General features: G+C 74.0%; 12 protein-coding genes. 5 read left to right on the top strand and 7 right to left on the bottom strand.

The window, feature by feature from the left end; all coding sequences use genetic code 11:
• Positions 1-206 precede the first annotated feature (206 nt).
• Complete coding sequence (locus QWU11_RS13800) at positions 207-1,313, bottom strand: FAD-binding oxidoreductase (RefSeq protein ID WP_290107387.1); 1,107 nt, start codon at positions 1,311-1,313, stop codon at positions 207-209.
• Positions 1,314-1,625: 312 nt separating this feature from the next.
• Positions 1,626-2,477, bottom strand: a complete 852-nt coding sequence (locus QWU11_RS13795) for a class I SAM-dependent methyltransferase (RefSeq protein ID WP_290107381.1) — start codon at positions 2,475-2,477, stop codon at positions 1,626-1,628.
• A 74-nt stretch (positions 2,478-2,551) separates the two neighbouring features.
• Between QWU11_RS13795 and QWU11_RS13790 the strand changes: the two genes are divergently transcribed.
• Both QWU11_RS13790 and QWU11_RS13785 read left to right on the top strand, forming a co-directional pair.
• Positions 2,552-3,151 (top strand): TetR/AcrR family transcriptional regulator, encoded by a 600-nt coding sequence (locus tag QWU11_RS13790; RefSeq protein WP_290107376.1) that lies wholly within the window; start codon positions 2,552-2,554, stop codon positions 3,149-3,151.
• Positions 3,152-3,234: 83 nt separating this feature from the next.
• A complete protein-coding gene (locus tag QWU11_RS13785) occupies positions 3,235-4,842 on the top strand; it encodes a serine/threonine-protein kinase (protein ID WP_290107374.1) in 1,608 nt (535 codons plus the stop codon).
• Here the strand turns inward: QWU11_RS13785 and QWU11_RS13780 are convergent.
• The 3 genes from QWU11_RS13780 to QWU11_RS13770 are packed head-to-tail and all read right to left on the bottom strand — an operon-like array spanning position 4,812 to position 7,413.
• Complete coding sequence (locus QWU11_RS13780) at positions 4,812-5,882, bottom strand: alcohol dehydrogenase catalytic domain-containing protein (protein WP_290107372.1); 1,071 nt, start codon at positions 5,880-5,882, stop codon at positions 4,812-4,814. The genes QWU11_RS13785 and QWU11_RS13780 overlap by 31 nt on opposite strands.
• A complete protein-coding gene (locus QWU11_RS13775) occupies positions 5,883-6,686 on the bottom strand; it encodes an SDR family oxidoreductase (RefSeq protein WP_290107367.1) in 804 nt (267 codons plus the stop codon).
• 1 nt (position 6,687) lies between these two features.
• Positions 6,688-7,413: an FCD domain-containing protein gene (locus tag QWU11_RS13770; protein WP_290107364.1), complete on the bottom strand. Its 726-nt coding sequence runs from the start codon at positions 7,411-7,413 to the stop codon at positions 6,688-6,690.
• 86 nt (positions 7,414-7,499) lie between these two features.
• Between QWU11_RS13770 and QWU11_RS13765 the strand changes: the two genes are divergently transcribed.
• The 3 genes from QWU11_RS13765 to QWU11_RS13755 all read left to right on the top strand — a co-directional run bounded on the left by QWU11_RS13765 (position 7,500) and on the right by QWU11_RS13755 (position 11,294).
• A complete protein-coding gene (locus QWU11_RS13765) occupies positions 7,500-8,513 on the top strand; it encodes a Gfo/Idh/MocA family oxidoreductase (RefSeq protein ID WP_290107360.1) in 1,014 nt (337 codons plus the stop codon).
• Between the two features lie 154 nt (positions 8,514-8,667).
• A complete protein-coding gene (locus QWU11_RS13760) occupies positions 8,668-10,047 on the top strand; it encodes a GAF domain-containing protein (RefSeq protein WP_290107352.1) in 1,380 nt (459 codons plus the stop codon).
• Positions 10,048-10,166: 119 nt separating this feature from the next.
• Positions 10,167-11,294 carry a diaminopropionate ammonia-lyase gene (locus QWU11_RS13755; RefSeq protein ID WP_290107347.1) on the top strand — a complete coding sequence of 376 codons (1,128 nt, stop codon included), beginning with the start codon at positions 10,167-10,169 and terminating at the stop codon, positions 11,292-11,294.
• Positions 11,295-11,343: 49 nt separating this feature from the next.
• Here QWU11_RS13755 and QWU11_RS13750 read toward each other — a convergent pair whose 3' ends face one another.
• Complete coding sequence (locus QWU11_RS13750; protein ID WP_290107345.1) at positions 11,344-13,002, bottom strand: helix-turn-helix domain-containing protein; 1,659 nt, start codon at positions 13,000-13,002, stop codon at positions 11,344-11,346.
• A 219-nt stretch (positions 13,003-13,221) separates the two neighbouring features.
• Complete coding sequence (gene menC, locus QWU11_RS13745) at positions 13,222-14,325, bottom strand: o-succinylbenzoate synthase (protein ID WP_290108698.1); 1,104 nt, start codon at positions 14,323-14,325, stop codon at positions 13,222-13,224.
• Positions 14,326-14,328 lie beyond the last annotated feature (3 nt).

Raw genomic sequence — 14,328 nt, 5'->3', positions numbered from 1 at the left:
GCGCCGCCCGTCGAGCGGCAGCGCGGGTCGCGTGCCCAGGTGGGGCTCCCGGTGATCGTTGGTCGCCGTCGCCAACGGATTCTGTGCCGCCTCCCGGAGACGGGGCCGGCCGAAGGTGGTGTCACGGCTCGGCTGCCCGTCGTACCTGGCCACCCGTCTCGGCGGACCGCCGCCGGTCGCATCGGGCGCCGTGCCCCGGTCGTGGTTCAGAGGCGTTCGAAGCGGAAGGCGGCCAGGGCGTCGTCCTGGTTCTCGCCGAGGGCCTCCGCGGCGACCAGGTCGCCGGCGTGGACGCTCAGGGTCGCGCCGCTGTGGGACACGGCGAAATGGAAGTTGGGCAGCCGGAGCGCGCGCCCGAGTACGGGCAGGCCGTCGCCGGGGATGGGGCGTTCGCCGACACGGACGCTCTCGACGGTCGCGGCGCGAATGCCCGGATAGAGCGCGCGGCCCTCCCGCAGCACGTGCTCGACGGCCGCGCGATCGACGTCGATCTCGCCATCGGCGGAGACGCGCGCGGCGCCATCGACCTCGGGGTCGTGCAGCAGCAGCCGGCCCGCGCCGTCCGGGCGTACGTGGACGCGCGGGGCGTGGACCACGCGGGACACCGAGACCGCGACCGGTGAGGTGTAGACGAGCACGCCGCGGGTGTTGCGCATCGGCAGGGTGAGCCCGGCGAATCCGGCGATCCTGGCGGCCTGCGGCCCCGCGGCGTTGACGACCGCGTCCGCGGCGAGCCGGCGGCCCGAGGCGAGCAGGACCGCGCCGACCGTACCCTCGGTCACCTCCAGCCCGGTGACGGCGTCGTCGTGGACCACCTCGGCGTCACCGGACGCCGCGCTCGCGAGCAGGTGGCCGATCAGGCGGGCCGGCTCGACCCAGCCCTCGCGCGGGAAGAAGGCGATCTCGTCGGCCGGCAGCAGGGCGGGATCGATGCCGGGTTCGAGGCTCAGCGCCTCCGCCCGGCGGAGCCAGCACGCCTCGTACCCGTACGCCAGGACCCCGGCGACCTTCGCGCGCAGTTCCGCGACGCCGGTCTCGTCCTCGGCCCACTCCAGGTTGCCGTGCTCGTGGTACCAGTCACCGGCCGCCTCGGCCGCCAGCCGCCGGTGGGCGGCCATGCCCGCGACGCTGAGATCGTGGTACGAACGCGGCTCCTTGCCGTTGGCGTTGGTCCAGGAGAACGTCGCGCCGGAGGTGCCGCCGGCGGGCGCGCCCGCGTCGACCACGGTGACCCGTGCGCCCCGCCGCGTCAGCGCGGCGGCCACCGCCGCGCCGTAGACACCGGCGCCGATGACGACTACGTGTTCGCCCATGAGATCGGCCGTCTTCCTCGTGAGTGTCGCGGCACAGCCCCGCCATCCACTCAAGCACGCGCGCCGGGCGCGATCAACGGGACGGGAGCCACCCCGTGATCATGAAACCTGAGGTTCCGCCGTACGGGCCGGTGAGTCCGCCCCGATCCGTGGCCGGCCGGCCACGTCGCGGTCACTGTGGTGGCCCACGATCGGCACCAGGGGGTCTCCTCGATGACGAACACCCGAAGGCGTACGGAGGGGCCGCCGCGGCCGGCGCCCTCCGTACTGGGCCGTGGACTGCTGGCTGAATCCTCCGGCTTATCCGGCGCGCTACCCCCGGATCGCGGCTTCTCCCGGCCCGCCGCCGGTTCGCACCGCGGTGGCCGCCACCGTGGCGTACGGCATCGTGAAGGCGCCGCCCATCGCGTCGATCGCCGTCCCGACGGCCGTCAGCACCTCGGCCAGCCCGTCCGGCGGAAGCCGCGTGAGGCCGCCCTGCGTCGGCATCTGGTCCAGCCACTCGTCCCGGGTGTAGGACCGCTCCCAGTCGAACCGCCACTGCTCCGGCTCGCCGAACCCGTCCACGCCGCCGATCGTGGCCGCGAACCCCGCGTACATCCCCTGGTAGCCGTCCAGGATGTTCGTCCCCGGAGCGGCGCCGAACGGAGAGTCGGGCGCCACCCGCCGGTAGACCGCGGCCAGGGCCCCGGCGACCTCCTCCGGAAGCTGGAACGCGTGCCCGAACACCGCCAGCCGCCCGCCGGGCCGCAGCACCCGCGCCGCCTTGGCCGCGCCGGCGACCGGGTCCACCCAGTGCCAGGCCGTGCCGGCGACGACGGCGTCGAAGGACCGCCCCGCCGGGTCCCAGTCCTCGAACCGCGCCACCTCGACCTCGACGCCCGTACGCCGCGCGAACTCCGCCATGCGCGCGTCGGGCTCGACGCCCAGCACCGTACGGCCCGCCGCCTGGAACTGCCGGGCCACCGTCCCGGTCCCGCACCCCACGTCGAGGAACTCAGCACCGGGGCTGAGGGTGAGGATCCGCTCCACCAAGGCGTCGGGATACGGCGGGCGCGTCCGGTCATAACGCTCGGCGTCCACGCCGAAGGACTCGGCCATCCGCCGGTGCTCGTGCGGCGCGGGCCGAGGGGAGGGCGGTTGTTCCGCCGGTAGAGTGGGCATATGCCCATTTAAGTGGGCGACCGCCCACTCGTCAACCGGGGTAGGGTCCGTCCAGCGAAGGAGGGGATGGGACGATGCCGACGGGGGTCGCCCTGCGCGACGCGCGGGAGCAGTTGTTCGACGCCGCCGAACGCATCCTCGTGCGCGACGGGCCGAGCGCGCTGACCAGCCGGGCGGTCACCACGGAGGCGGGCTGCGCCAAGGGCGTCCTGCACCGGCACTTCGCCGACTTCGACGCCTTCCTCGCCGAGCTCGTGCTCGACCGCATCGCCCGGCTGGAGGGCCAGGCCGCGGCCCTGCGCGACTCCGCCGGGACCGGCACCGTCGCCGGCAACCTCACCGGCGCGCTGACCGACCTGTTCGGGTCGGTCGCGGTGGCGATCGTCAGTCTCATCATCTTCCGCGACGACCTGCGCGCCCGGCTGCGCCAGACCCGGCCGACCGGCATCCCGCTCGTGGCAGAGGCCACGGAGATGATCGCCTCCTACCTCACCGCCGAGCGCGAACTCGGCCGCCTCACGCCCGGTGCGGACATCGGCACGCTCGCTCCCACCCTGGTCGGGTCCGGTCACCTGCTGTTCGCCGACCGCAAGGGGATCCCCCCGGAGGCGGACGCCGTCCACAAGATTGTGACGACCGTCATCGCCGGCTTTGTGAGAGAACCGCGATCTTGACGCCATCCGCGTAGAGAATGTCCTCGATCAGTGGTTCGTCGGCCGAGCGGTGAACCACGCACTCGGCCGGAGGTCATGGCGATATGGCGGCGATCGAGCCTCTGACACCGCAGGACCCCCACCAGATCGGGCGCTTCCGGCTCGTCGGCCGGCTCGGCGCGGGCGGAATGGGGGTCGTCTACGCGGGATTAGACGCCGGGGGGCGTCGCGTCGCCGTCAAGGTCGTCCGGCCCGACCTCGCGCACGACCCGGACTTCCGGCAGCGCTTCGCCCGTGAGGTCACGCTCGTCCATCGCGTCGGCGGCCGGTGCGTGGCCCGCGTCGTGGACGCCGACCCGGACGGCCAGGTGCCCTGGTTCGCCACTGAGTACATCCCCGGGCCAACGCTGGACCAGCGGATCGAGCAGGCCGGGCCGATGTCCGGCGACGAGCTGCACGGGCTGGCCACCGGCCTGGCCGAGGCCCTCCTCACCCTGCACTCGCGCGGGATCGTGCACCGTGACCTGAAGCCGTCGAACCTCATCCTCGCCCCGGACGGGCCGAGAGTCGTGGACTTCGGGATCGCGCGCGCCCTCGACGAGACCTCGATGACCCGTACCGGCCTCATGCTCGGTTCGTCGGGCTGGATCAGTCCCGAGCACTACCGCGGCGAGGAGGTCGGGCCGCCCGCCGACGTGTACGCCTGGGGACTGATCGTCTACTACGCCGCGACGGGCGTCCGGCCGTACGGCCGCGATCGTCCGGAGGTCGTCGCCGCACGGGTGCTCAACGCCACGCTCGACACGGCGGGCCTGCCCGACGGCTACCGCGAGATGGTCGGGCGGGCCGTGGACAAGGACCCCCGCGTCCGCCAGCCGTCGCCGGAGCTGCTCGACGCGCTCGCCACGCCCCTCGGCCACAGCGACCCGGTGACGAACGCCACGCGGTTCCTCGACCACACGTGGGCCATGCCGTCCGCGCCCGACGACCCCGCCTGGACCTCCGCCCCGCGCCGGCCGTCGCGGCGTAAGGCGTACCTGGTCGGCGGCGGCGCGCTCGCCACGGCGGCCCTCGTCGCCGCACTGGTGTTCGTGCCGTCCCACTTCGGCTCCGCTCACGCCGGGAGCTCACCGTCCGCGTCCGGGGACTCGAAGACGGAGCCGGCGACGACGCCCACCCCGTCCTCGACCGCGCTGCAGGGCAGCCGGGTCGAGAACCTCGGGCTCTCCTACATCGTGCCGCTCGGATGGACGTCGTCCACGTCGAACATGGGTGACGACACCCTCATCTGCGTACGGCCCCAGGAGTTCGCGAAGTCCTCCTGCGGGCACGGCGGCCTGTCCATCCAGGTGTGGGCCAAGGGGGAGCAGCCGGAGTACGAGGCCCCGCACGGCTGGGCGACCTACGGCGACGTCGGCGAGGTGCCGGGCTGCGTGCCCGGCTCCGACGGAGACTTCGCCAAGGCCGTCACGAGGGAGGGCGTCACGGTCCGCGGCACGCGCCCGGTCGCGGGCCGTACGGCGGTCTACCGTGAGTACCGTCTCGACTGCCGGAACGGCTTCAGCTCCACGCCGCGCCTGTGGTGGCTTCCCAGCTCCGGAGTCCTGATGGAGACCATCGAGCTGCCCGACCGCTACCGGGACACGATCGACGCGATCGCCAAGAGCATCGACCTGACGAACTACCGCCGCCCGGACTCGTCGACGGGCTGACCCGGCGCCGTGAACGACAGCAGGACCTTGCTCGACCGCGCGGCGTCGGCCGCCTCCTGGAACGCGGCCACCGCGTCGTCCAGCGCGAAGACCGACGTCACGATGGGGGCGAAGCGCCCGGCGTCGCGGTCCATGATCGACAATGCCTCGGGCATCTCCCCGTAGAAGCGGCTCGACCCCGTCACGGTCAGCTCGCGGGTGACCGTCAGGTGCAGCGGGGCGGTGACGCCGCCAGAGGGCAGGTGCCCGACGTTGACGAGGACCCCGCCCGGGCGCAGCGCGCGGAGCGCGGCGGCGAACGCCCGTGGCGAGCCGGACGACTCGATCGCGATGTCGGCGGCCGGTACCCCGGTCTCCGCGTCGGCGTGTACGGCCTGCGCCGCCCCTACCTGGAGCGCCACCCGCAGCGGGTGGTCGAAGACGTCGGTCGCGGTGACCGTACGCGCGCCGGAGGCGACGGCCAGGGCGACGGCGAGGAGGCCGATCGGACCGGCGCCGGTCACGAGGACGTCGGCGTCCTCGACGCGGCGGCCCAGCCGGCGCACGCGCCCCAGTCCGTGGAGCACCACCGAGGCGGGCTCGGCGAGGGCGGCCGTCCTCAGGCCGAGCCCGCCGGGGATCGGCACGAGGCGGCTCGCGGGCACGACCAGGTGCTCGGCGAAGCCGCCGTCCGTGTGCGGGACCCGGGCCGCGCTGCCGAGGTAGCGCAGTGCCGTGCAGAGGTTCTCCTCGCCCCGCCGGCAGTATCCGCAGCGGCCGCACACCTGCGCCGGGTGCACCGCGACGCGGTCGCCGAGCGCCGGTCCCGACCCGTCGGCGGCGGGCGCGGCGACGACGCCGACGATCTCGTGCCCGAGGACCATGGGGGAGCGGAGGACGGACTCCCCGACCTGGCCGTTCTTCCAGTAGTGCAGGTCGGAGCCGCAGATCCCGCCGTACGCGACGGCGACGAGCGCCTCGTACGGGCGCGGCGCCGCGGTCGGCCGGGTCTCCACCGTGAGTCGTCCCGGCTCCGCGACGACGAGGGCCCTGGAGTCCATTCAGATCACCGCCGTCATGCCGCCGTCGACATAGATCACTTGGCCGTTGACGAAGTCCGCCGCGGCCGAGGCCAGCCAGATGGCCGGGCCGACCACGTCCTCCACGCGTCCCCACCGCCCGGCCGGGGTGCGGCGCGTGATCCAGCCGCTGAACTCCGGGTCCGCGACCAGGGGCGCGTTGAGATCGGTGTCGATGTACCCCGGGGCGAGCCCGTTGACCTGGATGCCGGACGGCGCCCACTCGGCGCACATGGCCCGGGTGAGCCCGGTCAGCCCGGTCTTCGCGGCGGCGTACGGCCCGGTCGTCGCCCGTACGAGGTGGCTCTGGACCGAGCAGACGTTGATGATCTTCCCGCTGCCGCGCGGCAGCATGCGGCGCGCGAGGGCGCGGCCGACGACGAAACCGCCGGTGAGGTTGACGTCGACCACGCGTCTCCAGTCCTCGACCGGCATCTCGGTCAGCGCGCCGCGGATCTGGATCCCGGCGTTGTTCACGAGGATGTCCGGGCAGCCGTGGGCGTCGATGACCGCCTCGGCCGCCCGCTCGGCCGCATCGGCCTCGGTGACGTCGAACACGCTGACCTGGACGTCCTGCGGCGAACGCGCGGGATCGGAGGAGACGATCTCCTCGCGCAGGGCCGCGGCGCTCGCCTCCAGCCGTGCGGTGTCGCGGCCGTTCAGCACGACGCGCGCCCCGGCCAGCGCGTAGCCGCGGGCGATGGCGTGACCGATGCCGCGGCCGGAACCGGTGACCAGGGCCAGCCGGCCGGTCAGGTCGAACGCCGGGACGCCTGCTGGGGGCACGTCATCGCTCCGATCCGTCGAGTACCTCGGCGCGGGTCGCGCGGACCAGCGTCAGGGCGGCGGCCTCCGCGGCCACGGGGTCCAGGGCCGCGATGGCCGCGATGACGCGTTCGTGCCGCTCCAGCGAGGCCGCGGTGTCGCCGGTGAAGAGGCGGCGGCGGTCGGAGTAGCGGGCGTGCAGGGTGGCGATGAGGGTCTGGACGAGCTGGCTGAGGACGGCGTTGCCCGCGCCTTCGAGCATCGTCCGGTGGAAGGCGGTGTCCGCCTCCACGAACGCGGCGCGGCTCCGCCGTTCGTAGGCGTCCCGCATCTTCCGCAGGTGGTCCTGGAGCAGGGGCGCGAGGGAGTCCCCGGCCTGGAGGGCGGCGATCCTCGCCGCCGCGGGCTCGACCGCCTCCCGTAGGGTCAGCAGCTCGCCGAGCTGGGTGTCGGAGTCCGGGCCGTCGGCCCGCCAGGCGATGACCTGCGGATCGAGCAGCGCCCACGCCGCCTGGGGCTGGACCGTGGTGCCCACCTTGTGCCGCGGCCGGACCAGGCCGAGCACCTCGAGCGTACGCAGCGCCTCGCGTACGACAGGCCGGGAGATCTCGTACTCGGACCCGACACGCTCGGGGGAGACGAGGCCGCCGACCGGGAGGTCGCCGTGCGCGATGCGCCGGCCGAGCGCGTCCACGAGCCGCGCGTGCAGCCCGGTCGACCGCGTCGCCGGTGCTCTGAGGTTCGTCAACCACGGCTCCTTTCCGATGTAGGAGGGACGTTACTGCCCAGCGCCGCGTCATTAGTATGACTATTCACACTAAAGGGAGGCAGGCGATGAGCGAGGCCGTACGGGTCGCGTTGGCCGGGTGCGGCGCGATGGGGGAGATCGCGGCGCGCGAGGTGTACCCCTCGCTGACCGCGGGCGGGTCCCTGGTCGCCGTGGTCGATCCGCACGAGGGCCGTGCCGCCGAGGCGGCGCGGCGTACCGGCGCCCGCCCGTACGGGACGCTGGCCGAGGCCGTCGCGGGCGAGCGGATCGACGCCGTCGACGTCCGCGTGCCGCACCACCTGCACGCCCAGGTCGCACTGGATGCCATCGGCCACGGGCTGCACGTGCTGGTCGAGAAGCCGATCGCCACGTCCGTGGCCGACGGGCGCGCGGTCGTCGACGCGGCCGGGGCGGCGGGCCTCGTGCTGGCCGTGGCGGAGAACTATCCGCACCTGCGCGCCGTGGAGGACGCCCGCCGCGTGCTCGCGGAAGGGCGGATCGGCCGCGTCCTCGCCGTACGGAGCACCCGGGCGTACCTGCTCGGCGGGTTGTGGAGGCGTGACGGCTGGCGGGAGGGCGACGGGCCGGGCGGAGGGGTCCTGCTGGACCAGGGCACACACCAGGTGAGCCTGATCCGCCGGCTCGGCGGCGAGGTGGCGTCCGTGTCGGCGGCGGCGGTGTCGCCCGGCACGGTCACGCTGACCCTCCGGCTGGACGGCGGCGTCGTCGCCCAGTCGATCCTGACCTGGCACAGCCCCGGCCCGCCGGGCCGGCCGGAGGCGACGGTCATCGGCTCGGCGGGCCGCCTGGACGTGATCGTGGACTACGAGGGCGCGTCCGGCGGCTGCGCGACCTGGACCCCCGGCGGCGCGGACCACCGGGGCGCGGAGTACTACGGCGACAGCCATACGGCGATAGTGAACGACTGGATCGGCGCGATAAACAGCGGTAATGAGCCGCGCGTACCGGGCCGCGAGGGCCTGGAGGACCTCGCCGTGGTGGCCGCGGCCACCACCTCACTCGGCGAGCGCGGCGCCTTCGTCCCGGTCGAGAGGCCGGGCGGGGGATCTCCGAGGTAAGCACCTGCCCGATCGGTCGATACCGCCCGGCGCCCCATGCCCCACCATTACGGCATGGCTCGGGCGGGCTTGGGCGACCGCGAGCACCTGATCCATCCTCAAGGAGGGAGAGGCTCTTGCGGGAGTTCACGGACGGCGTCACATGATCCACTCCGTGGCCCATGAAACGGTCCTGATCACGGTCGCACTGATCGTCGTGGTCCTCTTCGCCGTCCACGCGACGAAGGCGATCCTCTGGCGTGGCGGTCGCTTCCCCGTCCCGGCCGCCGATCGGGACGAGGGCGACGGCGGGTCCGGCACATCGCTGGGCGTGAAGACCGTGCCCCAGCATGAGTTCGACATGATGGTCGCGTCACTGGCTGCGAGCCAGGACCGGCTCCGGAGGTTCGCCGACGTGCAGGGCGCCCTCCGCCGCGTCGCCACACTCGTCGCCTGCGGCGTCTCCGCCTCAGAGGTCTTCGCCGCCGTCGCCGCCGAAGGAGGCCGGGTCCTCGATGCGTCGCACACGGTGGTCCTGCGCTTCGAGACCGAGGGCACGGCCACGGTCGTCGCGTACTGGAACGACCCTCACCTGCCCCAGGTGATGCCACCGCTCGACGGGTGCTGGCCGATCGAGAACGGCACCGTCACGGCCACCGTACGCAGCACCGAACGGCCGGCCCGGATGAACGACTACGAGCGGAACACCACCGCGATCGGCCGCTGGGCCCGCGAGATGGACCTGCGGTGCGTCGTCGGCTGCCCGGTGAAGGTCGAAGGACGCGTGTGGGGTGCGATGATCATCCACTGCGTCGACGCGGAGCCGGCGCGCGGCGTGACCGAGGAACGCATGCAGGAGTTCGTCGAGCTCATCGGCACCGCGATCGCCAACGCCCAGAGCCGCAGTGACCTGCTGGCCTCCCGCGCCCGCGTCGTCGCGGCGGCCGACGAGAGCCGGCGGCGCATCGAACGCGACCTGCACGACGGGGCGCAGCAGCGGCTCGTCACCCTCGCCCTCAAACTCCGCTCGATCCAGACCACCGCCGACGGGCCCGCTCGCGGATGGCTCAGCGCGCAACTGGGCGGTCTCGTACGGGACCTGTCCGACATCCTCGATGATCTGCAGGACGTCTCCCGCGGCATCGTCCCGCCGATCCTGATCCGGTCCGGCCTTCCGCCGGCCCTCCGTTCTCTCGCGCGTCGCTCGGCCGTCCCCGTACGGCTCCTGGTGGGCAACATCGGCGGACGCCTTCCCGAGCGCGTCGAGGTCGCCGTCTTCTACACCGTCTCCGAGGCGCTGACGAACGTCGTCAAGCACGCGAGCGCCTCGGAGGTACGCGTCGAGCTGACGCGGCGGCGGCAGAGCGTCCACCTGGCGGTCCGCGACAACGGGTGCGGCGGAGCCGATCTCGCCCGCGGGACCGGGCTCGTCGGCCTGAAGGACCGCGTCGAGGCGCTCGACGGCCGCATCGAGGTCCGCAGCCTCCCGGGGGACGGCACCACCCTGCTCGTCGAGATCCCGACGGAACCGGCTGAGGACCTCGACCCGGAGTGACGGGCGCGCCGTCCGGCCCAACATCTCCCGCGGAGTTGGGGGCCGGGGACAAGAAATCGGCCCGGCCGGACTGCCACGCTGCCAGCGAATACGCGAGTGTTGGCGATGGAGGTGTCCCGGTGTCCGAACGAGTCTCGATGAACCCCGCGTGGACCGGCCCTGACCTGGCGGCCCCGAAACCGGACACCGGCGAGGTCGCGGCGTTCCACGCCTCGCTGCCGGGTTTCTCTCCGACGCCGCTCGTCGAGCTGCCCCGCCTGGCCGCCGGCCTGGGGCTTCGGCGGCTCTTCGTCAAGCACGAGCGGGAGCGCCTCGGGCTGCCCTCGTTCAAGGTCGTCGGGGCCGCGTGGGCGGTGAACCGCGCGATCGCCGAACGCCTCGACGCGTCCGTGCCGCCCAGGTTCGCCGCGACGGCGGAGGCCGCGCGCTCGCTGCCGGCCGGGACGACCCTCACCACCGCGACCGACGGGAACCACGGGCGTGCCGTCGCGCACCTGGCGCGCCTGCTGGGCCTCGCCTGCCGGATCTACGTTCCGGAGGGCATGGCGCCGGGACGGGTCGCCGCGATCGAGGCCGAGGGCGCCTCCGTCGTGCCGGTCGAGGGCCCGTACGACGACGCCGTCCGGCGGTCCGCCGCCGACGCGCGGGAGGACGCGAGGCACCTGCTCGTCTCCGACACCTCATGGCCCGGGTACGAGACGATCCCGTCGGCGGTCGTGGCGGGGTACGGGACGATCTTCCGGGAGGCCCGCGCCCAGCTGGCGGAGGCGACCTGCGAGGATGCCGGGTTCGCGCTGGCGGTCGTGCCGGCGGGCGTGGGGGCCGTCGCCTCGGCGGCCGTCCGGCACCTGGCCGACGGCCACGGCTGCGACGTCGTCACCGCCGAACCCCTCGGCGCGGACTGCGTACGGCGGTCGCTGGCCGCCGGACGGCTGGTCACGGTGCCGGGGCCGCACGAGTCGATCATGGCGGGGCTCAACTGCGGTGAGGTGTCGCGGGTCGCGTGGCCGGTGCTGCGGCGGGGCGTCCGCGCCGCCGTCGCGGTCTCCGACGACGAGGCGAGGACCGCGATGAGACGTCTCGCGGCGGAGGGCGTCGCGTCGGGCGCGAGCGGCGCGGCCGGGATCGCGGGCCTGGCCGTGCTCGCCCAGGAGGGGTTCCTGCCGGCCGGCGGCGGCCCGGTCCTGGTCCTCGGCACCGAAGGCGTGACGGACCCCGGCGCGTACCGCTCGATCGTGGTCGGCTGACCCTCGGCGGCGTGGGTGGCGTCCGGGCCGTGGTGCGCGCCCGGCGGCTTCATACCTGGTGTTGGTCGGCCATCAGGCGGAGCTGGAGCATGACCGTGAGGCGGGTGTCGGGGTCGCCGAGGTCGAGCTCGCCGACCTCGGCCAGCCTGCGGAGGCGGTAGCGGAACGTGTTCGGGTGCACGTTCACCGCCTGGGCGGCCGCGATGACGTCCCCGAACGCGTCCAGCCACGCGCGCATCGTCTCGACCAGGCGGGAGCGGTGCTTCTCGTCGTAGGCCAGCAGCCGGGCGACCGGGCCGGCCAGCGGGTCGCCGCGCTTGGCGATCAGGTCGGCGAGCTCGATCAGCAGCGCGTCGAAGCCCACGTCGCCGATGCACGCCACCCGCCGGCCCGTACGGTTCGACAGGGCGACGCGCAGGGCCCGGTCCGCGCCGTCGCGGGACCGGGACAGGCCCGACGCGTCCGGCGTGACCGTGCCGATGCCGGCGGCCGCCGACGGGGCCCACGACCGCGTACGGTCCAGGAACTCCGCGGCCAGCCGCGCCGTCCCGCGTTCGGCGCCGTCGCGGGACCGGCCGACCGGGACGATGCCGTAGGCCACGTTGCCCACGAGGGCCGCCGCCGAGCCGGGGTGCGCCGCGGTGAGGTGCATCGCGAGCGAGTCGCCGAGCCGCTGGCGCTCGGCCACCCGGTCGGCCTGGTGCGCCGAGGACGCGTCGGCCTCCTCGGGCAGGGCGAGAGCCAGCACGACGGCCGGTTGGTGCGACAGGCCGAGGCGGCCGGCGGCCTGGCTCGCCTCCGGCCCGCCCTCCAGCGCGGTGGCGACCAGGTCGGAGCGGAGCCGTCGTTCGACGTCGGCCCCGGCCCGGTGGCTCAGCAGGTGGAGCGCGACGAGCTTGCCGACGTCACTGAAGGCCTGCACGCGGTCGCCGGGGAACGGCTCACGGACCGCCGCCCAGATCGAGCCCAGGATCTCGTCGCCGGCCCGTACGGCGAGCGCCATCCGCGGCATCGTGAACCCCTCCAGGCCGCTCTCCGGCGGCTCCACGAAGAGGGGCTGGTCGGTGCGGTACAGCTCGCGGAACACCCCACGGTCCTCCAGGTCGCGGGTGCGCGCCACCGACACCCGGCGGTTGAGGATGGTGCCGATCCGCGACGGGTCGGCCTCGTCCTGCCGGCCGGAGAACGCAAGGACGCGCGAGGCGCGGTCCTCGATCGTGATCGGCGCGTCGAGCAGCGCGGCGACCGCGTTGGCCAGCGCGAACAGGTCGCCGGACGGCACGCCGCCGAGCATCTCGGCCCGGGTCTCGGCGACGTCGTCGTGGGCGAGCAGCGACCGCAGCATCGCCGCGAGCTGGACCCACGACGCGCCGCGGGCGAGCCCGAGTACGGCGACGCCGGTGCGCTTCGCGGCCTCGGCGATCTCCGGCGTGACGCGTACCGGGGAGCGCAGCACGAGGCCGACGCCGCCCCGCGACCCCAGCTCGCCGAGCAGGTCGATGACGTCCTCGGGGTCGTTGACGCCGACGCCGAGCACGAGGGCGTGGCGGGACCAGGCGGGCTCGTCGAGCGGGTCGTGGATGATGACGCCGTCGATGCCGTCACTGCGGTCGGCGTCGCCGCACAGCAGCTCCAGCAGCGTACTTCCGAGGTCCTCGAGCACCCGCCCGAGGCTCGCACGTGGGTGTTCGGTCACCGGAACCAGCACGGGTCGACGGTAACGAGCGGCGGCCGCGGCGCGTTGGTGCCGCCGGACGAATACCGGGCGGCCGGACGGTCCGATCGTACGGACCCGGCGCGCGAGGCGTGCGGTTCGCTCGTACGGCGGCCGAGCGCATGCTGATATGTCACCTAAGCAGTCCTTACTACGAACTCCCGGAAGTTCCCGCAGGTTACGCCATGTTTCCGAGGTTCAGGAAGGTCCGCCTCAGCGCAGGCCGATCCACTCCGTCGACGTCGTGACCGCCTCCAGCGTCTCCGGGATCGGCGCGACGCCGAGGCCGGGGCCCGACGGCACCGGCAGATGGCCGTCGGCGAGCACGAACGGCTCGGTGATGTCCGTGGAGTAGAACCGGTCCGAACCGGACGTGTCGCCGGGCAGCGTGAACCACGGCAGCGCGGCGAGCGCGACGTTCGCCGCGCGCCCCAGTCCGGTCTCCACCATCCCGCCGCACCAGACCGGCACGTCGTGGGCCTGGCACACGTCGTGGATGCGGCGCGCCTCCAGGTAGCCGCCGACGCGCCCGGCCTTGATGTTGACGATCCGGCACGCCCCGAGCCGGATGGCGTCCGCCGCCGCCTTCGCCGAAGTGATCGCCTCGTCCAGGCAGATCGGGGTCTCGACCAGGCCGGCGAGGTCCGCGTGCCCGAGGATGTCCTCCTCGGGCAGCGGCTGCTCGATCAGGAGCAGGTCGAACGCGTCGAGGCGGGCGAGCCGGCGCGCGTCGCCGAGGGAGTACGCGGCGTTGGCGTCGACCTGGAGCAGCACCTCGTCCCCGAACCGCTCGCGTACGGCACGGACCGGCTCGACGTCCCATCCCGGCTCGATCTTGAGCTTGATGCGGACGTAGCCGGCGTCGAGGTAGCCGCCGACGACGTCGAGCAGCTCGCCGATCGAGTCCATGATCCCGACCGAGACGCCGCACGGGACGCGGTCGCGCACCGCGCCGAGCTCGCGGCTCAGCGGCATGCCTCGCGCCCGCAGCTCGGCGTCGAGCACCGCCATCTCCAGTGCGGCCTTGGCCATCCGGTGGCCGTGGAACCGCGCCAGCGCCGGCCCGACCTCCTTCGCCCCCCCGACCTCGCGGACCGCCGGGACGAAGAACCTCCGCAGCACGTCCGCGGACGCGTCGGTGTACTCGGAGGAGTAGAGCGGCTCGGCGGCGGAGACGCACTCGCCCCAGCCCTCGCCGTCGGCCGTCACGGCCCGCAGCAACAGGGCGTCCTTGGTGGTCTGGGTCCCGAAGGAGGTACGGAACGGCGCCACGAGCGGCATGGCGATCCGCCGCAGTTCGATGCCCTCCAGCTTGATGCC

It is taken from the genome of Actinomadura sp. DC4 (genome assembly GCF_030406325.1).
Classification (GTDB): Bacteria; Actinomycetota; Actinomycetes; order Streptosporangiales; family Streptosporangiaceae; genus Actinoallomurus.
The sequence above is the reverse complement of the archived record's forward strand: the minus strand, read 5'-3'. Positions and strand labels throughout refer to the sequence as shown.